The 19,975-nt window shown below is 70.5% G+C and carries 17 protein-coding genes; 3 read left to right on the forward strand and 14 right to left on the reverse strand.

Features of this window, described 5'->3' with window-relative positions:
* Nucleotides 1–474: an NUDIX domain-containing protein gene (locus tag ABT116_RS05375; RefSeq protein ID WP_351628123.1), complete on the forward strand. Its 474-nt coding sequence runs from the start codon at nt 1–3 to the stop codon at nt 472–474.
* Here ABT116_RS05375 and ABT116_RS05380 read toward each other — a convergent pair.
* From ABT116_RS05380 to ABT116_RS05395, 4 genes are all read right to left on the reverse strand, one after another.
* On the reverse strand, nt 462–1,028 hold the full coding sequence (locus ABT116_RS05380) for an HD domain-containing protein (protein WP_351628126.1): 567 nt from the start codon (nt 1,026–1,028) through the stop codon (nt 462–464). The genes ABT116_RS05375 and ABT116_RS05380 overlap by 13 nt on opposite strands.
* The gene (locus ABT116_RS05385; protein WP_351628128.1) at nt 1,025–1,492 is read right to left on the reverse strand and encodes a GntR family transcriptional regulator; all 468 of its coding nucleotides are present in this window, start codon (nt 1,490–1,492) and stop codon (nt 1,025–1,027) included. Before ABT116_RS05385 ends, ABT116_RS05380 begins: the two co-directional genes overlap by 4 nt.
* A gap of 127 nt (nt 1,493–1,619) precedes the next feature.
* On the reverse strand, nt 1,620–2,999 hold the full coding sequence (locus ABT116_RS05390; protein WP_351628131.1) for a PIN-like domain-containing protein: 1,380 nt from the start codon (nt 2,997–2,999) through the stop codon (nt 1,620–1,622).
* A 344-nt stretch (nt 3,000–3,343) separates the two neighbouring features.
* Nucleotides 3,344–3,832 (reverse strand): DUF6083 domain-containing protein, encoded by a 489-nt coding sequence (locus ABT116_RS05395; protein WP_351628134.1) that lies wholly within the window; start codon nt 3,830–3,832, stop codon nt 3,344–3,346.
* A gap of 211 nt (nt 3,833–4,043) precedes the next feature.
* Here ABT116_RS05395 and ABT116_RS05400 point away from each other — a divergent pair, with 211 nt between their 5' ends.
* The gene (locus ABT116_RS05400; protein ID WP_351628137.1) at nt 4,044–5,270 is read left to right on the forward strand and encodes an LAETG motif-containing sortase-dependent surface protein; all 1,227 of its coding nucleotides are present in this window, start codon (nt 4,044–4,046) and stop codon (nt 5,268–5,270) included.
* An 11-nt stretch (nt 5,271–5,281) separates the two neighbouring features.
* Here the strand turns inward: ABT116_RS05400 and ABT116_RS05405 are convergent, their stop codons facing one another.
* The 10 genes from ABT116_RS05405 to ABT116_RS05450 all read right to left on the reverse strand — a co-directional run bounded on the left by ABT116_RS05405 (nt 5,282) and on the right by ABT116_RS05450 (nt 18,335).
* Nucleotides 5,282–6,448 carry an SUKH-4 family immunity protein gene (locus tag ABT116_RS05405; protein ID WP_351628140.1) on the reverse strand — a complete coding sequence of 389 codons (1,167 nt, stop codon included), beginning with the start codon at nt 6,446–6,448 and terminating at the stop codon, nt 5,282–5,284.
* Nucleotides 6,449–6,763: 315 nt separating this feature from the next.
* Nucleotides 6,764–9,082 carry a xanthine dehydrogenase family protein molybdopterin-binding subunit gene (locus ABT116_RS05410; protein WP_351628143.1) on the reverse strand — a complete coding sequence of 773 codons (2,319 nt, stop codon included), beginning with the start codon at nt 9,080–9,082 and terminating at the stop codon, nt 6,764–6,766.
* Nucleotides 9,079–11,325 (reverse strand): 2Fe-2S iron-sulfur cluster-binding protein, encoded by a 2,247-nt coding sequence (locus ABT116_RS05415; RefSeq protein ID WP_351628146.1) that lies wholly within the window; start codon nt 11,323–11,325, stop codon nt 9,079–9,081. The genes ABT116_RS05410 and ABT116_RS05415 overlap by 4 nt, the downstream gene beginning before the upstream one ends.
* Entirely contained in the window at nt 11,322–12,215 is an 894-nt protein-coding gene (locus ABT116_RS05420) for an FAD binding domain-containing protein (RefSeq protein WP_351628149.1), read from the reverse strand. The genes ABT116_RS05415 and ABT116_RS05420 overlap by 4 nt, the downstream gene beginning before the upstream one ends.
* Before the next feature lie 259 nt (nt 12,216–12,474).
* Complete coding sequence (locus ABT116_RS05425; RefSeq protein ID WP_351628155.1) at nt 12,475–14,100, reverse strand: beta-N-acetylhexosaminidase; 1,626 nt, start codon at nt 14,098–14,100, stop codon at nt 12,475–12,477.
* A 1-nt stretch (nt 14,101) separates the two neighbouring features.
* On the reverse strand, nt 14,102–14,947 hold the full coding sequence (locus ABT116_RS05430) for a carbohydrate ABC transporter permease (protein ID WP_351628158.1): 846 nt from the start codon (nt 14,945–14,947) through the stop codon (nt 14,102–14,104).
* Nucleotides 14,944–15,867, reverse strand: a complete 924-nt coding sequence (locus ABT116_RS05435; RefSeq protein ID WP_351628180.1) for a carbohydrate ABC transporter permease — start codon at nt 15,865–15,867, stop codon at nt 14,944–14,946. Before ABT116_RS05435 ends, ABT116_RS05430 begins: the two co-directional genes overlap by 4 nt.
* 80 nt (nt 15,868–15,947) lie before the next feature.
* Complete coding sequence (locus ABT116_RS05440; RefSeq protein ID WP_351628161.1) at nt 15,948–17,246, reverse strand: extracellular solute-binding protein; 1,299 nt, start codon at nt 17,244–17,246, stop codon at nt 15,948–15,950.
* A 211-nt stretch (nt 17,247–17,457) separates the two neighbouring features.
* Complete coding sequence (locus ABT116_RS05445) at nt 17,458–17,733, reverse strand: DUF3039 domain-containing protein (protein ID WP_033308193.1); 276 nt, start codon at nt 17,731–17,733, stop codon at nt 17,458–17,460.
* A 29-nt stretch (nt 17,734–17,762) separates the two neighbouring features.
* Nucleotides 17,763–18,335 (reverse strand): YqgE/AlgH family protein, encoded by a 573-nt coding sequence (locus ABT116_RS05450; protein WP_351628183.1) that lies wholly within the window; start codon nt 18,333–18,335, stop codon nt 17,763–17,765.
* 253 nt (nt 18,336–18,588) lie between these two features.
* Between ABT116_RS05450 and murA the strand changes: the two genes are divergently transcribed.
* Entirely contained in the window at nt 18,589–19,929 is a 1,341-nt protein-coding gene (murA, locus tag ABT116_RS05455; protein WP_053669836.1) for a UDP-N-acetylglucosamine 1-carboxyvinyltransferase, read from the forward strand.
* Nucleotides 19,930–19,975: the final 46 nt, after the last annotated feature.

The raw sequence follows: 19,975 nt of genomic DNA on the forward strand, positions 1-19,975 counted from the left end.
ATGGGACGCATTGACTACCTGCACGACCCGGACGCCCCGCCGGCCAACTCGGTCGTTCCCTCCGTCGTCGCGTTCGTGCAGAACGACGCGGGCGAGGTGCTGATGATCCAGCGCTCTGACAACGGGCGGTGGGCACTGCCAGGTGGCGGCCACGACGTGGGCGAGTCGATCAGTGACACCGTGGTCCGTGAGGTATGGGAAGAGACCGGCATCAAAGCCGAGGTCGTCGACATGTCCGGGATCTACACCGACCCGGGCCACGTGATGAAGTACGACGACGGCGAGGTCCGGCAGCAGTTCAGCATCTGCTTCCGCGCCCGACCGGTCGGCGGCGAGGTGCGTACGAGCAACGAGACGACACAGGTCCGATGGGTGGACCCATCGGACCTGTCGAAGTTGGACGTCCACCCCACCATGCGCCTCCGGATCGAGCACGCCATGGATCGGACCCGCCCGATGCCCTACATCGGCTGACGCTTCGCAGCGGCGACCCGTTCGAGCACACGCGAGGTGCTCGCGAGGATCTCCGGTTCGGCGCGACGGATGAACGTACCGATCAGGCTGTCCGGCCCGTAGCGACCGGCGATCTCGTTGACGCGGTCCACGGGATTCGTGGGCGTCCCGTCCGGAGTCGTGTTCATGTCGCAGTAGCAGAGCGCGTCATTGAGCTCAGCGCTTTCCCTCGGGAACTCGCCCTCAAGTTCCTCGCGCAGCCCGCGGGCGTCCGCTTCCATCCACGAACAGGAGTGGTGAGCGACAAGGTGCACGACCCTCGCATCAGCGTTCGCGACATCCCGGAGGTAGCGGGCCCCGTCAAGCGGATGGAAACCCGTCTTGGCGAGGTCCGGCGCATAGCCGATGTCGTGCAGGACCGCAGCCGCCTCCAACAGTTCCGCGTCCGCGCCGAGGATCGGCGCGATAGTGCGTGCGCGCTCGGCAACTCCGACCGAGTGCTTCCAACGACGCGGCAACGGGTCGGCAAGCAGCGATTCGGCGAGCGGGTATGCCCACTCCGTCAGTCCCGTCACAGTGAGGAACTCTCCTCTCGATTCGGCAGGGCCCGCACGGTCCGTGCTTTGCCCTGCCCCCCTCCGGACAGCCACCCTGCGGCTTCCAGCTTCTCCAGCGCCTTGGTCACCGTCGGACGCGAGACGTCGAACCTCTCGCACAGCGCGGAAGCGCTCGGAAAGGTTGCCCCGACCTCAAGGCCGTCATCCGCGAAGACGTCCGTGAGCCGTTCCGCGAGCGGGCGCCGGTCCGTTCGCTGCCCGTCCCTCACCACACGCCAGCGTCCGCCCGGAACTGGCTCCGCAGCACCCTCCTTCTGAAGCACCGCGAACGCCCGGAGGACCACCCCGCGCGAGACTCCGTGATCACCCATGACTGCCGCGACCGATGGCACTTCCACCATCTCCGGGTCCGCGTCCATCTGCGCCTTAAGCGCGTCCGCGATCTTCCGAAAAGTCCCGCGCGGACTTGCTTGCTGCGACACTCACCCTCCCTCTCCGTCTCCCGTCGTCAGGGTCAAGCGTGCCACGCTGAGTTCTTCGGCCCCTCGCTCGGTTCCAGAGCAAGATGACGACGACGCTGCGGACTCGATACCCTTGGAAGGCAAAGCCTTAAGAGGCACTCGGATCGTAATCCGGTTCGTCCATCAGGTCCTCGACGTCCACTTCATCAATCAAAGCCCACGCCTTACGCAACGCGGCATGGAGGCTGGAGTCGACGCGGAATCCATCTACCCAGCCGAATCCGGCTTTCATCTCTGCATAGACCGGATCGAGTAGATCACGATCAAACCGACTCAGGTTCCAATCTGCCGCAACCTCCAGCGATATCCGCGTTACAGGACGCGTAAAACCTTTCAGCATTCGTTCCGGGCCGTAGCCACCAATCTCGTAAATCTCCTCACGGCTCACATAGCCGCCATTTTCCACAGCGCGCGCAATGCTGGCCTCCTGCACCGGAGCTTGCGCGCGAAGTTTCCGAATGACCGGCATGAGGGAGGCATAACTCCAACTCCCAACCGTTTCATCAATAGGTGTTGATTGAGCATCAACCAACTCGACGTTCTGAACCGAATCCTCGCTGACCGAAACCTTGAGGAAGTCACGCGCCAGAACCAGCAGCCGATCAGGCTTCAGCATATAAAGGCGCACACCCGCTTCCCGCAACAGTTCTTCTGACAACTCGTTGCGAGGCCCCAAGGTCATACGGTTACGGAGGCGCCACCAGTCTTCCTTCGTGTCTCCAGTGACGAGGAGGACGTCAGTGGAACGAGTCTTCGCCTCTTGCAGCACCTGGTACCACACAAGATAATCTCCGACTTCGGAGTCATCTCCGCGCGCCTCTTTCTTTTTGTCTTTATACCCAGGCGGCACTTGCTCCTCAAGCCGACGCTTACCGTCAGCTACGCATTTTGCATGGACTACGGGATCAAGCGGAGCTCCCACCTTGCCATCAAGCAACGCCGTCAGCGCGGATAGAACCTTATCCTTTGAAGTGTCGTGCTCCATTCCAAGGCCGCTACTGTCGACAACGCGCTCCATGGAGCCGATCACTTCATCGAAAGCATTGTCAAGAATTCCCTCAAGCTGCAAAGCGGCCGCACGATCCAAAGACACTCGATTGATCCAACTGCGCAGATCTCCAGTAGTCTTTTCCAAGTCGGACCGAAGGGCGGAAATAGATTGCTGCAATTGCCTCTCTGGATCTTCGAGCGCATTCTCACGATTGCGCCAGAATTCAACCATCACCTGATTCGGCACCCACAGGCGTACGCCGATCTTTTCCAGGGCATCGAGGAGCGATGCGCGAGCATCCTGGTTATACCGATAAAGATTTAGCAGTACATTCGTGTCCACAACGACCAGGCCGTTACTCAACACGTTCTGCCAGTCTTCCATTGCGGGCGTCACGTACCCAGAGAAACCGTCGAAGATCCCCCGGGCCGCAGGCTGCTCAGTCGCTGGCATGTCAGGTACATCTGCATCCGTCACAGGGCTAGCGTATCGGCGTTGTCGACGGTGCGGCCCCGTCTCCTCAACTCTCCTAACATGGTGGTCCGGGGGCGCCGAACGAGATGCCGACCGACCTGGCGTTACCCCGCCCATCCCACCATTGGGCACCAACGTCGTGCCGACGTCCGTCTCAGTTTCCGTCTCGTTCGTAGCCGTACGCGGCCGTTCAAAGCAGTACACCGAGACTCTTCGGGCCCACCATCCGTACAGGTCTGAACACCGACGAACGAACCCGGATCACGCCCAGACCAGCCCGGACAAACCTGCAAAGCGAGTTACGTGGGTTCGAATCCCGCCACGGCCTCCATAGGCTTGAGCAGCCGTCAGCCGGCGTTCGGAAGTGCTGTCGGGTCGGTGTCCCCGTCGGCCTTTCGCCGTGCCCTGCGGGCGTTTTCCGCGCGTAGGGCGTCCAGCCATCGCCAGATGCCCGCCTCCTCCGGGCTCAGACCGGGGCAGGCGATGCGATGCGGGACGCGGCACACCGCGCCCGGTGCGGGCTCGTTCTCGCGGCTGTTCCACGCCGTGCCGTTGGAGTCCACGTACCAGCGATGCCATGCGGGCACCATGTGCGCGGGTACCGGCATGTCCGGTTCGAGGAGGACATGAGTGCCGTAGTAGGTGACGTGCCGCTCACCGGTCAGTCCGCAGTCGGGGCACTCGGGTGGGGCGGGTGGCTCGGGCCCGGTGGCGCCTTCCGTCACGGCCTGTGCCCGGTCGGTGTTCTCCCACGGCCGCGGCGCGTCAGGGGGCCGCTGCCGGTGTCCGTCGGGGCCGGGTAACGGGATGATGCTCGACTCGTCTGTGTCCCCCATGACCCGAGCATGTGCGGGGGTCCAGAAGCGGGGAAGGGCGCGTTCAGGGCGCAACGGGGCAATCCGGCGGGTACCTCGGGTCGTTGCGAGGTTCACGGCACCTGCGCGCGGAAAGTCCCGCACAACCCCGAGTGCCTCTCAGGTGTCCAGGACATGACCGGTAGCCGATGCTCCGGTCCGTCCGCCCACTGTTTCGACGAGGAGAAACACCGTGCACCTGCGCCCCTCGGCAGCCGTCCTGGCCGCTGCCGTGCTCGCCGTCGCCGGTCCCGCTGTCGCCGCGCCCCTGGCGCACGCGGAAGGGGGCGAGCCCGAGCTGGTCGTGTCGGCCCTGCCGTCCGCGGCCCCCAAGCCGGGTGAGGTCTACGACAAGTCCGTCACCCTCACCAACCAGGGCACGGCCGCCGTGGACGGGGTCACCTTCCGGGTGCGTCTGACGCGCGGGCTGGACTTCCCCGAGCAGGTGAAGGGCTGCACCTACTCGACCGTCGAGGACCAGGTCCGGCAGGCACTCTGCGAGCTCGACACGGTCATCGCACCCGGTGCCTCCGTCACCACGCCCGTCCGGTTCAAGGCGCTGGACAAGGCCCTGATGGAGTCCGTCGAGTACGGCACGAGCGCGAGCGGTGAGGCGCCGGGCGAGGGGTTCGACGACAGCTACCGGCGGCTCACGCTGACCGCCGACAACACCGCCGACCTCGTCGCGGTCGGCGAGGACACCGAGGCGCTGGCGGGCGAGGAGCAGTCGGTGACGGCGACGCTGCGCAACGACGGTCCCGGCTGGGTGCAGAACCAGGAGAGCGACGACCTTCCGGGCCTGCTGGTGCAGATCCCGCCGGGCACCGTCGCCGTCAAGGTGCCGAAGGACTGCGCGCCGTTCGGGATCGACGGGCCGAGCGGGCCGCAGGGGACCACGGGCAAGCCCAAGTACGTGTGCTGGCCGAAGGACGGGACCCTCGACGTCGGCCAGTCCCTCGCGTACACCTTCACGCTGAAGATCAAGGAGTCCGCGCAGGACACCGAGGGCGAGGTCAAGGCGTCGTCCGTCTACGACATCGCCCCGGAGTACGACACCGACCGGGCCAACAACACCGCCGTGATCAGCATCGACCTGCCGAGCGACTACGAGCCGGAGCCGAGCCCCTCGGACGGCGCCGACGGTGGTTCGGACAACGGCGGCAACGGCAACGACCCCGAGGGGCAGGCCGCCGGCGGCACGGGCGCCACTGCCTCGCCCTCGGCGTCCGCGTCGGCCTCGGAGGGCACCACGACCGGCGGCTCCACCGGCACCTCGACCGGCAGCACCACCGGCGGCAACCTCGCCGCGACCGGCTCCGACGGCACCCCGCTCCTCGCCGGTGCCGCGGTGGCCGCCGCGGTGATCGGTGGCGGCCTGGTGTTCGCCGTACGCCGCCGCAACGCCGCCAAGTCCGCCTGACGGCAGGGCCGTCAGAGCACCCCGCCGGCCTCGTCCTGGAACGCGTCCGTCCAGTAGTGGCGGACCGTTCTGCCCGCGGTGACGCCCGTGGGGTCCACCGTCGACAGGACCTGGAGCATCGTCATGGCCAGCTGGTCGTAGGTGTCGGTCGTCAGCTCGTGGGACGACTGGGCGTCTATCGCCCGCTCGCGGTGCAGGAGCCAGAGGGTGAAGGCGAGGGTCGACACGTCCGTGTTGAGCGGGTACAGCGTCGCCTCGGGTTCGCTCCAGTTCAGGACCGCGCCCGTAGCGCCGTCGACGACCAGGCTGTTGTCCTCCACCAGGTGGCCGAGGCGGATCAGGCCGTGGGCCCCGGCGGGGAGTCCGGCCGGGGTGTCGGTGTCGGCGTAGTACTCGGCGAGCGTCGCCAGGGGGACGTCCGTGTCCAGGGAGAAGACGTGGGCGTCCTCCGGCAGGCCCACCTCGCGCAGGAAGCGGCGGGTCGGCTCGTGTGTGAGGGTCGCGGGGAAGTCGACCTCCTCGAAGCGCGCCACCTTGCCGGGGCCGAACTCCTGGTCCAGGAGGCGGTGCGGAAGGTCCAGGGAGAGGCCGGACGCGCCGCCGCGGCCCGCTACCAGGGACAAGGGGCGGATCAGTGCCGCCATCTTCCAGAACGGGGCCGGTTCGCCGTCCGCGCCGTCCCGGAACACCGCCAGCAGGTGCTGGGACGCCTCCGCCACCGCCTTGAGGCCGTAGCGGCCCGCGTAGGAGGCGAACTGGCCCCGCAAGCCTGCCAGTTCGTCCGTCGCCTCCGCGAAGCGGACCAGCGTCCGCAGGGAGGGGGCCAGGGGGCGGCGGTCCATCAGGTCGGGGCGGTCGTGCAGGACGTACGTCGTCGAGATCTCGCCCGTCGCGCCGTCCAGCAGGACCGACTCCGTCTCCAGGCCGGCGGGGCCCAGCAGTCCGCCTATCACCAGCTGCTCGCGCAGTTCCGCCGAGAGGCGGTCGTCCGGGTCGCCGGTCGAGTCGGCGACCGTGCGCAGGCCCTCGCGGCTCAGCTCCGCGAAGCTCAGCACGCCGCTGTCGCAGGGCAGTCCGGGGCCGGTCAGCCAGTGCCGCGTGGACGCGTGCGTCACCCACGGGTCCAACTCGGACTCGGTCAGGGTGATCACCGCGGAACCGGCGTCGGTCGTAGTCATGGGCTCCCCCGCATGTGCTTGCTCACCGTCCCCTGGCGGAGCACGGCAGACCGCCCGGACCAGCCCGGCCGGCCGTTCCCCACTGCCCAGAACAGTACGCCCCACCACTGACAACGCCCCGGAACAGCGACGCGCGCCCGGCGACCCCACGCGTCCACCTCACAAGACGCTCAGAGCACCCTCGCGCGTTCCCTTTCCGCAGAAATCGCTTCCCATCTCTGGCGCGCTGTCAGTTCCGAGGTGCCTCAACCGAGGCCCGGTGACCGGGTTCCGATGCGCCGAGCACGGCCGCCGCGGCCGGCGGCTCAGACAGGCTCAGGCCCGTTCCGTGACCACCGCTGCCTGGGGGCGGATCGGGAGGCGGTTCACGGGACGGCCCGTCGCGGCGCGGACGGCCGACGCGATGGCCGCCGGGGACGTCACCACCGGCACCGCGCTGACCGACTTGGCCCCGAAGGGGGCGACCACGTCCCGTTCCTCGACCAGCCGGACGATGCGGATGTCGGGTGCGTCGAGGGCGGTCGGGAGGGCGTAACCGGTCAGGTCGGGGTGGCGGACGATGCCGCGCGGCGTGCGGAGGTTCTCGGTGAGCGCGATGCCCACGCCCTGGGTCACGCCCGCCTCGATCCGGGCGGCGAGCTGGGCCGGGTTCAGGACGCGGCCCACGTCCTGGGCCACGGCCAGTTCCACGACCCGCACGGAGCCGATCTCGATGTCGACGTCCACCACCGCGCGGATCGCGCAGAAGGCCATGCCCACGAAGGCGTCGCCCTGGCCGGTCTCGTTCAGCGGCTCGGTGGGATGCGGGCGGCACTGGGCGGTGGCCCACAGCTCCTTGCCGTCCAGCGCCTCGGTGACGGTCGTGGAGAGGACCCCGTCGTACGACGTGATCTTCCCGTCGGTGATCTGGAGCAGCTCCGTCGACATGCCGAACTTGTGGGCCAGCGGCTGGAGGAGCTGCGTGCGGACCATCTTCGCCGCGCGCTCCACCGCCCCGCCCGAGACCCAGGTGTGGCGGCCGCGGCAGCCCGCGCCCGCCGGGGGCTGGTCGGTGTCGACGGGCGCCACGTGCACCTCGTCGATGCCGAGCGTCTCCTGGACGATCTGCCGGGCCAGCGTGGTGAAGCCCTGGCCGGTCTCGACGGCCGCGCACAGGACCGTCGCGACCCCGTCGTGGACCTTCACCGTGGCCGTGGACACCTCGTCCGCGCCCTCCGCGCCGAGCATGTGCACCATGCCGATGCCGTAGCCCACGCCCCGGCGCACCGCGCCCGGCTCCCCCGCGCCCTCGGGTCCGCCGGGCAGCAGCCACTCGTCCTCGGGCGTGTCCTTGGGCAGGGGCGGCAGCTCGAAGTCCCGTACGGCCTGGAGGAGTTCGGCGACCGGCGCCGGGCAGGTCACGGTCTGGCCGGTCGGCAGCACGTCGCCGGTCGCCAGCGCGTTGCGCAGCCGCACTTCCGCCGGGTCGAGGCCGAGCTTCTTGGCGATCTTGTCCATCTGCGCCTCGTAGGCGGCGCAGACCTGCATGGCGCCTTCGCCGCGTACGTGGCCGGAGGGGGGGTTGTTGGTGCGTACGGCCCAGCCCTCGATGAAGGCGTTCGGGATGACGTACGGGCCGCAGGCGAACGCGACGGCGGCGGCCAGGGCCTCGGAGGAGGTGTCGGCGTAGGCGCCCGCGTCGAGCAGGATCTGCGCCTCGACCTTGACGAGTCTGCCCTCGGCGTCGGCGTGGTGGCGGTAGCGCAGCAGGGTGGGGTGCCGGTGGACGTGGCCGAGGAAGGACTCCTCGCGCGTGGCGGTGAGCTTCACCGGGCAGCCGGTGCGCAGCGCCAGCAGGCCCAGCGGAAGCTGGAAGCCCTGGTCCTCGCGGTCGGCCGTGGCGCCGGGGACGCCGGTGACGACGATCTTGACGCGCCCGGGTTCCAGTCCGAAGGCCGCGGCTGCCGCGTCGCGGTCGGCGTGCGGGTCGGTGGAGGCGAGGTACAGCTCCACCCCGCCGTCGGGGCGCGGCACGGCCAGGCCCGCCTCGGCGCCGATGGGCGCGGGGTCCTGGCGGCCGATGCGGTACAGGCCCTCGACGACGATCTCGCCGGCCGCCTCCGGGTCGCCGTGGCGCAGCGGGATGTGCCGGATCAGGTTGCCGTCGGGGTGCAGCGGCTCGGCCTCGAAGGCCTGCTCCGGGTCGGTCACCGGGTCGAGCACCTCGTACTCGACGATGACGGCGGCCGCCGCCATGCGCGCGGTGTCCGGGTGGTCGGCGGCGACGGCGGCGATGGGCTCGCCGTGGTGGCGCACCACCTCGGACGCGAAGACCGGGCGGTCGGCCGTGCCGCGACCGTGGAACGGGCTGCCGGGAATGTCCTCGTGGGTGACGACGGCGCGGACGCCGGGCATCTCGCGCGCGTGGGTGGTGTCGATGGACACGATGCGCGCGTGCGGGTGCGGTGAGCGCAGCACGGCCGCCCACAGCAGGCCCTCGGCCCACAGGTCGGCGGCGTAGGGGAAGGTGCCCTCCGTCTTGGCGCGGGCGTCGGCGGGCGGGAGCGAGGCGCCGACGCCGTGCGGGAGCGGTTCCGGGGCCGGGGCGGCCTCCGCGGCCTGTGCGGCCTGGGCGGTGGCTGCTTCGTTGCTCACGCGGGGCCTCCGTCCTGGCCGTAGGGCTGGTCGTGCGCTTCAGGGGAGTGCGGTCCGGGGGCGTGCGGTTCCGGGGGCGCCCCGAAGGCCGACGCGTTCACGCCACCGGCGCCCGGGCCCGCCTGGCGCGGGATGCGGGCCTCTTCGGTGTCGCCGTCGCCCGGCGCGGAGTGGGCCTCCCGTTCGGCGACGACTTCCTTGACGGCGTCCACCACGCCCCGGTAGCCCGAGCAGCGGCACAGGTTGCCGCACAGCGCCTGGCGGGTCTCCAGCTCGGTGGGCGCCGGGTTGCCCTCCAGCAGGTCGTGCACGGTCATCGCCATGCCGGGGACGCAGAAGCCGCACTGCACGGCGCCGCAGCGCGCGAGCGCCCGCTGCACGTCCGACGGCCGGCCGTCCTCGGCCAGGCCCTCGACGGTACGGACCTCGCTGCCGGCGGCGGTCACGGCGGGGACCAGGCAGGACGCCACGAGCCGCCCGTCGACCTGGACGTTGCACGCGCCGCACTCGCCCTGTGAGCAGCCGTCCTTGGCACCCGCGAGTCCGAGCCGCTCACGCAGCACGTACAGCAGGGACTCGCCGATCCACGCGTCGGTGACGGGGCGTTCGGCGCCGTTGACGCGCAGGACGTACGAGGCGAGGGGGTGTTCCTCCTGGGGGGCGGTGCCGGACGGGGTGTCCGGGGCGTCGGCCGGGTGGGCCGCCTCCTCGTCCGGGGCCGGATCGTCCTGGGGCCCGCCGTCGGCGGTCTCCTGGCCGGTGTCGGCTTCGGCGTCCGCCTCCGCCGGGGCCGGCAGGGGGCCTGCAGCGGGCTCGGAGGGGCTGTCGGCGGCCTCCGGGGCGCCTGGAGCGTCCGACGCGTCCTCGGCGTGCTCACCGGCTCCGGGAGCGGTCTGTGAGGCTTCGTAGGCGTCCTGCGGGAGAGAGGCGGCTTCCGGGTGCGCCTCGGGCAGGGGTTCGCCGGGGAACTCGCCCGGGAAGTCACCGGGTGCCTCGGCGTACGGGGTCTCGGGCGAGTGAGCGGCGGGCGTCGGGTGGCCTGCGGAGCCGGACGACTCGGGCCCGTGGTCGGGGAGGTCGCCGGACTCCGGGCCGTGGTCGGCGAAGTCGGCCTGCTCGGCGTACTCGGCCTGCTCGGCGTACTCGGCCTGCTCGGGCCCGTGATCGGCGTACCCGGCCTGCTCCGGCCCCTGCTCGGCGTACCGGGACGGGTCCGTCGGGTGACCGGCCTCCCCGGGTTCCACCGGGGCGTGGTCCGACGGCTGAGGCGCGTGAGGGGCGCCGGCCGGCTCCTGCGCGTGCCCGAACTCCCCGGGGCGCGCGGGGCCGGTGTCCTCGTGGACTCCCGGCGCATGCGCGTCCTGTGGGTGCAGGGGTCCCGACTCGTCCGGGCCCGCCTGCTGTTCCGGTGCGTATCCGGAGGCCGGTCCGGCGTCGTGCCGCTGCCCGTGCGCGTGGCCTTGGTCGTGCGCGTGGCCCTGGTCGTGCCCGTGCTCGTGGGGATGACCCGGGTGGGCCGCCTCCTGCCCCGCCGGGTCCTGCGGGTCCTGCTGCCCCCACGGCCTGCCCGCGGCCTGCGTCGCCCAGGGCGCGGGCGCGCCGCCGGGCAGCGTGGCCGGCGGGGTGCCGCCCCACTGCTCGACCAGCGAGGACGTGGTGAATTCGCCCGACTCGTCCGGAAGGTCGCCCCCGGCGACGGGGATGGACCACTGTCCGGTCACGTCATGGCCGGGCGCGGCCTCGGCCGCTGCCGCGGTCTCCTCGAAGTTCCACTGGCCGGTCACCGGGGGGTTGTACGCGAACCGGTCGCCCCCGCCGTACTGCGGCGCCGTCCCGTCGGAGCCGTAGGGGGTCCCGGGGTGGTACGGCGCGTCGGAGCCGTAGGGCTGCTCGGGCACGTCGTGGCCCTGCTGCTGGTGCGCGCCGTGCTCGTGACCGTGCTGCTGGTGCGCGGCGTTCGGGTCGTGCCACTGCGCCCCGTCGACCGGCGCGCCGGGCACCGGCCACGCGCCCGTGGCCGCCGGGTCGGTGCCGGCCGTCGTCGCGGGGTTGACCGTTATCTGCGGCGGTACGTAGCCGTGGCCGGGCGCGGCCAGCGGGCTGTCGGCGGCCAGCAGGGCGTCGACGCCCCCCTCGGGCAGTTCGACGAAGGCGGTGGCGCCGTCGTCGTACTCGCCCTGGGGCAGCGGGTCCCAGCGGCTCCCGCCCCGGGGCGTGCCCTCTCCGTGCTGGTCGTCGGTCACGACAGCGCCCTCCCCAGTGCTCGTCGGGCCAGCGCGGCGACGGTGCGCCGCAGGTGCAGTACGGCGGGCGGAAGCGGTGCGACCGAGCCGTCCTCGGCCGGCGCCGCGTCGGGGATGCAGGCCGCGGCGACGTACTCCCCGAAGGCGCTCAGCGCCTCCGGGACGAGCGCGCGGTTGTTGTCCCAGTCGATGAGGCCGGCCACCCACTGCTCGGCCTCCAGGGGCCGCAGCGCCATCGGCGCTATGGCACCCACCGCGCAGCGCACACCCCGGCGCGCGGGATCCAGCACCAGGGCCACGGAGGCGACCGCGCGCCCCGGGCCGGTCCGGCCGGTCGCCTTCAGGAAGACCTGCGGGGCGTGCAGCAGCGGCACGCGCACGAAGCCGATGAGTTCGCCGGCGCGCAGCATGTCCATCCCGGCCAGCAGGTGCGAGACGGGGATCTCCCGGCGGGCTCCGCCCGGTCCCGCGATGATCAGGGTCGCCTCCAGGGCGGCCAGCACCGGCAGCGCGTCGCCGGTGGGAGCGGCCGAGGCGATGTTGCCGCCGAGGGTGCCGGCGTTGCGGATGTGCGGCGGGCCCGCGGCGCGCGCGGCGGCGGCGAGCGCCGGGATCAGGGCCGCGAAGTCGGGGCGGCCCATGCGCGCGTGCGTGAGGCCCGCACCGAGCAGCGCGTGACCGTCCAGGTACTGCCAGCCGCGGATCTCGCTGATCCGGCCGAGTCCCACCAGGGCGGCGGGCCTGAGCTGCCCGGAGTTGACGGCGGCCATCAGGTCGGTGCCGCCCGCGACGGGCACGGCGGCGGGCACGGCGGTGAGCGCCGCGACGGCCTCGTCCAGCGTCGTGGGCAGCGTGACGGCCTGCGCCGCCTGCGGTGCGTGCGTGGTCAAACCGGCTGCCCCTTCCCGCTGCCCCACCTGGTCCCACCTGTGCTGCCGTACGGTACGTGCTGACAGGGCGGACGTGGCAACTCTGGCACATCTTGGCGAGAGCCGAAGACACGGGTCCGCTAGGAGGCATTCGCCCACCTCACCGGCGAGATGGTCCGTTTTCGCACAGGTTCACCAATGCATGCCGATTGGCACTTTCGGTGACCCTTGTGCGCTTTTTCCGTGGCCTGTTCGAGCTGTTCGGTCGCGGCGGCCGGCGCTACCGGCTGGGCGGCGGGCCGTCGATCGGACGGCCCAGCACCCCGGGGCGCCGCTGCCAGGGCAGCGGACCCGCCGGGGGCCGGTAGGCGACGCCCAGGGCGTCGAGGCGCCGGTAGTGGGTGGTCATACGGTGCTGGAACCCGGCGAAATCCCGTTCCGCCGGGGCGGGCAGGGCGCTCCAGGCGACTTCGGCGAAGGCCGCGAGGCGGGGGAAGGCCTGGTAGTCCACGCGTGCGTGGTCCTCCATCACCTCGGTCCACAGGTTGGCCTGGGTGCCCAGCACGTGCCGGGCCTCCTCGGGCGTCAACTCCGGTGGAACGGGCTCGAACCGGTAGACGTCCTCCAGGGTGCGCACCCACCCGATCGGTACCGGCTCCTCGGGGCCCGGGTCCTGACGGTGGTCCAGGTACACCTGCTGCTCGGGGCACATGACGACGTCGTGGCCTGCCCGGGCGGCGGCGACGCCTCCGGCGTAACCGCGCCAGGACGACACGGCCGCGCCCTTCGCCAGGCCTCCCTCCAGGATCTCGTCCCAGCCGATCAGCCGCCGTCCGCGCGCGGCGAGCCAGCTGTCGAAGTGCCCGATGAACCAGGACTGGAGCTCGTCCTCGTCCGCGAGCCCGAGTTCCGTGATGCGCGCCTGTGCCGTCCCCGACCGCCGCCACTGGTCCTTGGGGCATTCGTCGCCGCCGATGTGCACGAACTCCGAGGGGAACAACCGGAGTACTTCCTCGAAGACGCCCTCGTAGAAGCGCAGGGTGTTGTCAGTGGGGGCGAGTACGTTCGGGTTGATTCCCCAGGTGTCCCAGACGGAGAGGGCGGTCGTGTCGATGACGTCGGTGTTGCCGAGTTCCGGGTATGCGGCGATGGCGGCCTGCGAGTGGCCCGGTACGTCGATTTCGGGGACGACGGTGATATGCCGCTCGGCGGCGTAGGCGACGATCTCCCGGATGTCGTCCTGGGTGTAGTAGCCGCCGTGCGGCTTGTCCTCCCACAACGGCGAGGCGCGGTGGCCGATTTTCGTACGGGCGCGCCAGGAGCCGATCTCGGTCAGCCGTGGATGCCGCTCGATCTCGATGCGCCAGCCCTGGTCGTCCGTCAGATGAAAGTGGAAGACGTTGAGTTTGTGCGCCGCCATCAGATCGAGGTGACGCAGCACGCCTTCCTTGGGCGTGAAGTGCCGGGCGACGTCGAGCATCAGGCCGCGCCAGCGGAATCGGGGGGCGTCCTCGATTCTGAGATACGGCACGCTCCAGACGCGGTCGCGATCGAGCGGGGCCCTGCGGTAGGCGTCCGGGCCGAGGAGCTGCCGCAGGGTCTGGGCGCCCCAGAAGACACCGGCCGCGTCGCCGCCCTCGACGAGGACGCCGTCGGGGTCGCTGACGAGGCGGTACTCCTCGGGGCCGAGCAGGGGGTCGATTCGCAGCCCGATGCCGTCGCCGCCGGCGTCGTCGAGCTCCCGCCCCTCGCGCAGCGGCAGGCCGGTGGCCTGCCGAAGTGCGGCGCTCAGCCAGCGGCCGACGCCTTCCGTCGCGAGGTCGGCGCAGAGCCGGGAGTGCCGTGTCAGCCGCACCTCGCCGGAACCGGCGACGGCACTGCGGGGCGCGGGAATCAGTTCGGTCACGTCAGTCCTTCACCGCTCCGCCCAGTCCGGAGACCAGGCGCCGCTGTACGAGTACGAAGAAGACCAGGACCGGGACCGTCATGACCGTGGAGGCGGCCATGACCCCGCCCCAGTCCGGGTCGTCGGGCTTGTAGAAGACGAGCAGGGCCATCGGCAGCGTCGACTGCGAGGTGTCGCTGATGATGAACGACTTGGCGAACAGGAAGTCGTTCCAGGCGGAGATGAACGAGAACACGCTGGTGGCCACGAGACCCGGCAGGACGAGCGGGAAAAGGATCTGCCAGAGGAATCGCGCCCTGCTCGCCCCGTCGATGTACGCGGCCTCCTCCAGTGCCTCCGGAACGGCTTTCACGAACCCCCGCAGCATCCAGATCGCGAAGGGCAGTGAGAAGGCGATGTGGGGCAGGACCAGCGAGCCCAGCGTGTTCAGCTGACCGGCGTCCCGCATGAGGAAGAAGAGGGGGATGGTGAGGGCTTCCACGGGCACCGTCTGGGCCACCAGGAACATGATCAGAAGGGTGGTGCGGAGGCGGAAGCGGAATCGTGTGACGGCGGTCGCGGCGAGAAACGCGATCAGCCCGGAGGCGATCACGACACAGCCCGCCACGACAAGGCTGTTGAGGAAGTAGCGGCCGAATTCCTGCTGCCCGAAGACCCGCCGGAAGGAATCCAGGGAGGGCGCGAGCGTCCACGGCCGGGGTTCGCTCGACTCGATCTCCCCGGCCGGTTTGAAGGCGCTGAGCACCATCCAGTACAGGGGAAAGGCGACGACGACCGCGATCAGCAGGGCGGAGGCCTCGGCGGCCGGCCGGCCGGGGCGGCGCACACGGGCGCGCAGTGGATTCACAGTTCCTCCCCGTGGCGGCGCAGCAACCGCAGGTACACCAGCGTGACGGCGAGCAGGATGAGCAGCATCACGATGCCGATCGCGGAGCCGAGGCCGTACTGCGAGGACGCGAAGGCCTGCTGGTAGGCGTAGACGTTCAGGACCAGGTTCTGGCCGGCGATGCCGCCGCCGTTCGTCATGACGTAGATCTGGGTGAAGACCTTGAAGTCCCAGATGACCGACTGGATGGTGACGACGACCAGGATCGGCCGGAGCATCGGGGCGAGCACGGAGCGCCAGATGCGCCACTGCGAGGCGCCGTCCAGGGCGGCGGCCTCCAGTACTTCGGTGGGTACGGCGCGGATCCCCGCGTAGACGGTCACCATCACGAAGGGGAAGGAGCACCAGACCACTTCGAGCAGTACGAGGAAGAAGGCGCTGAGGCGGTCGTAGGTCCACGAGTGGTCGCCGAGGCCCAGCATCCGGTTGACCGGGCCGAAGTCCGGGTCGAAGAGGAACAGCCACACCGTGGAGCCGGTCACGGCCGGGGTCGCCCACGCGCCCAGGGCGGCCAGCATCAACGCGAGCCGCGGCACGGCCCGGACGCGCGTGAGGAGCACGGCCAGGGCGCAGCCGACGGCGAGCGTGGAGACGACACAGGCCGCCGCGAACAGCACGGTGGCGAGCAGCACCTGCCAGAACTGCGGGTCCCCGAACAGTTGGGCGTAGTTCCCGAACCCCTCGAAGGCGGCCGGCTCCCCGCCGCTGACCTGCGCCTGCGTGTACTGGAAGAAGGAGATCAGGCCGAGCTGCCAGATCGGGTAGCCGAGCAGTCCCCCGAGCACGAGGAGCGCGGGCGCGAGATACAGCCACGGGGTCCAGCCGCCGGTACCGCGGGCGGCCCGGCGCGCGGTGCGGCCGCCCCGGTCGTCGGTGGCCACGCGTGGGGGCCGGGGGGACGGCACGGTCGGTGCCGCGGCGACCGCAGGGGTCTTCACGGAACCGCGGTCGTTCACCGGGCTCACCCCGCGGAGCCGAACGCGTCGTTCATCTTCTTCGCGGCGTCCTCGGAGGCCTTCGTGACGTCCTTCTTGCCGCTGATGACCTCCTGGAACATCGTCGGCAGGACGAGGGAGGAGTCGATCTGGGCCCAGGCGGGTGAGGCGGGGACGAACTTGGTGCCGGCGGCGAGGGTCCGCACGAAGGGCTTCACGAACGGCTCCTTCGCCGCGGCCTGCGTCCGGACGTCCGTGAAGGTCGGCAGGAAGCCCATCGCGTCGAAGAGTTCACTCTGCGTCTTCTTCGAGGCGAGCTGCTCCATCAGCCGGACGGCGAGCGTGCGGTGCGAGGTGCTCTTCAGGACGCCGATGTTGTTGCCGCCCGCGAAGGCGGGAGCGATCGAGCCGGATTTCACCCCCGGGAGCGGGACGACGGCGTAGTCGCCCTTGACCTTCCCGGCCTCGACGGCGGTGTGGCTGAAGTCGCCGCCGATCGCCATGCCGGCCTTCCCGGCGGCGAAGGCGCTGACCGTGTCGTTGCCGCCCATGCCCGCACACTTGGCGGCCGGGCAGTTGTCGTCACCGAAGAGCGACGTGTAGGCCTTGATGCCCTTGCGGGCCTGCGGGCTGTCGATGCCGGACGCGTACGAGCCGCCCTTGCCGCTCGCGAGTTCACCGCCGTTGGCCCACACGAACGGCATCGCGCCGTAGGTGTAGGCGCCGCCGACCACCAGCCCGTACAGCTCGGGTTTCGCGGCGCGTATCTTCCGCGCGGTGGAGGCGAGTTCGTCCATCGTCCTCGGGACGGACAGGCCGAGCTCCTCGAACACGTCCGTGCGGTAGTACAGGGCGCGGACGCCGACGTAGAACGGGGCGCCGTAGAGCCTGCCGTCCACCGTCACCGACTGTTTCGCCGTCGGGTCGGTGTCCTTCGCCTCGCTCCAGTCGCCGAAGTCCTTCGTGACGTCGAGGAGTCCGCCGTCCTTCACGTAGCCGGCCGTGTCGGTGTTGCCGTACTCCATCACGTCGGGCGCGGAGCCGGGGTCGTTGAAGGCGGCCTTGACGCGCTGGGCGCGGGTGTCGACCGGGATGTACTCGACCTCGACCTTCGTGCCCTTGTGGGTCTTCTCGAAGCCGTCGACGACGGAGTCGACGACCTTCTCCTTGGGGGCGTTGCCGACCTCCTGGAAGAGCCACACGCGCAGCGTGCCGGTCTTCTCGTCCTTGTCGGAGGAGGAGTTCGAGGAGGTCTGGGGCGCGCAGGCGGCGGCCAGGAGAGCGGTGAGGGCGGTGAGCCCGGCACAACGGACGGACAGCTTCATGAAGTGATCCTCCGAGGGAGTGTTGCAACATGCGCAATGAAGGTTTCGCTGTGCACAACACGTCGGAGGCTAGGGACTTCATGAACACGCCCACAAGAGGTCTCAACCACTCTGTGACCGGCAGACGCACCCCGTGCAACGCCCGGACAGCACAAAAGCCCCCAGGGCGCGCGAAACGCACCCTGGGGGCCTCACGCCCCGCGGGCAGGGCCTACTTGTCGCCCTTGTCGTCGTCCCCGGAGCTCATGGACTCGTAGATCTCCTTGCACATGGGACACACGGGGTACTTCTTCGGGTCGCGGCCCGGCACCCAGACCTTGCCGCACAGCGCCACGACGGGGGTGCCGTCGAGGGCGCTCGCCATGATCTTGTCCTTCTGGACGTAATGGGCGAAGCGCTCGTGGTCACCGTCACCGTGCGAGGTCTGCGGCGTCGGCTCAACGAGGGTCCCCGTACCAGTCCCGCGCTCGGGCTCGAGAGTGCTCATAGGGCCAAGGGTACTGAAGCCCGCACGCATCAGTTGAGCGAAGGGTCGTCCGGGTACGTCGCCACCATCGCCAGCTCGCTGCGCTGGCGGCGCAGCACCTCGCGCCAGAGCCGCTCGGGAGACGGGGACGAGACGTCACCGGGCTCCGACTCGACCACGTACCAGGCGCCGTCCGCCAGCTCGTCCTCCAGCTGGCCCGGACCCCAGCCGGCGTACCCGGCGAAGATGCGCAGGGAGCCGAGGGCGGAGGCCAGCAGCTCCGGCGGGGCCTCCAGATCGACCAGGCCGATCGCGCCGTGCACCCGGCGCCAGCCCAGCGGGGCGGCCTCGCCGGAGGCGCCGCCGGGGACGACCGCGACCCCGAGGGCCGAGTCCAGCGACACCGGGCCGCCCTGGAACACGACACCCGGTTCCACGGCGAGATCCCCCCAGCCCTCCAGGATGTCCCCCACGCCCACCGGGGTGGGGCGGTTGAGGACCACGCCGAGCGAGCCCTCCTCGTCGTGGTCGAGGAGCAGCACCACCGCACGGTCGAAGTTCGGGTCCGCCAGGGCGGGGGTGGCCACGAGCAACCGCCCTGTGAGCGAGGACACCTCGGTCATGGCAGACATGATCCCGCATTCTCCCCGCGCGTGGGGAGGCAATGCGGCACGGGGAGGGGGCCGCAGCTCAGGGCGCACCGAAGCGTCTCCCGCGCACGAAACCGGCCGTGACCCCATGTGCCCGGCAGGGAACGGTTCGTGTTGTGACGAAGCGGTGACGTGGCTGGGTCTCACTCAGGCTTACAGAAGGGGGGTGGTGGGCGATTACCCTTTCCCTTCTGGCCCCTGCCCGACTCCATGGAACGCGAGATTCATGACCGTCAACGACGATGTCCTGCTTGTCCACGGCGGAACCCCGCTGGAGGGCGAGATCCGTGTCCGCGGTGCGAAGAACCTCGTACCGAAGGCCATGGTCGCAGCGCTGCTGGGCAGCGCTCCGAGCCGGCTGCGCAATGTTCCTGACATCCGCGACGTCCGGGTCGTGCGGGGTCTGCTGCAGCTGCACGGTGTGACGGTCCGTCCGGGTGACGAGCCCGGCGAACTGGTGATGGATCCGACGCGCGTGGAGAGCGCGAACGTCGCTGACATCGATGCCCACGCCGGTTCGAGCCGGATCCCGATCCTGTTCTGCGGGCCGCTGTTGCACCGCCTCGGCCACGCGTTCATCCCCGGTCTCGGCGGCTGCGACATCGGCGGCCGGCCCATCGACTTCCACTTCGAGGTGCTGCGGCAGTTCGGCGCGAAGATCGAGAAGCGGGAGGACGGCCAGTACCTGGAGGCGCCCCGGCGGCTGCGCGGCACGAAGATCGCCCTGCCGTACCCGTCCGTCGGCGCGACCGAGCAGGTGCTGCTGACGGCCGTCCTGGCGGAGGGCGTCACGGAGCTGTCCAACGCGGCCGTCGAGCCGGAGATCGAGGACCTCATCTGCGTGCTGCAGAAGATGGGCGCGATCATCGCGATGGACACCGACCGGACGATCCGCATCACGGGTGTGGACCAGCTCGGCGGCTACAACCACCGCGCCCTCCCGGACCGCCTTGAGGCCGCGTCCTGGGCGTCGGCGGCGCTGGCGACCGAAGGAAACATCTACGTCCGCGGCGCGCAGCAGCGCTCGATGATGACGTTCCTGAACACCTACCGGAAGGTGGGCGGTGCCTTCGAGATCGACGACGAGGGCATCCGCTTCTGGCACCCCGGCGGCCAGCTGAAGTCCATCGCGCTGGAGACGGACGTCCACCCGGGCTTCCAGACCGACTGGCAGCAGCCGCTGGTGGTGGCACTCACGCAGGCCACGGGCCTGTCGATCATCCACGAGACGGTCTACGAGTCCCGCCTCGGCTTCACGTCCGCCCTGAACCAGATGGGCGCGCACATCCAGCTCTACCGCGAGTGCCTGGGCGGCTCGAACTGCCGCTTCGGCCAGCGCAACTTCCTACACTCGGCCGTCGTCTCGGGCCCGACCAAGCTGCAGGGCGCGGACCTGGTCATCCCCGACCTCCGCGGCGGCTTCTCGTACCTGATCGCGGCCCTGGCGGCCCAGGGCACGTCCCGGGTCCACGGCATCGGCCTCATCAACCGCGGCTACGAGAACTTCATGGAGAAGCTCGTGGAGCTCGGCGCGAAGGTCGAGCTGCCGGGCAAGGCGCTCGGGTAGTCCCGCACCGCACACGCCGAGGGGCGGGGGCGGGGGGGGAGGTGGG

This window comes from Streptomyces sp. NPDC002130, assembly GCF_040296465.1.
Lineage (GTDB): Bacteria > Actinomycetota > Actinomycetes > Streptomycetales > Streptomycetaceae > Streptomyces.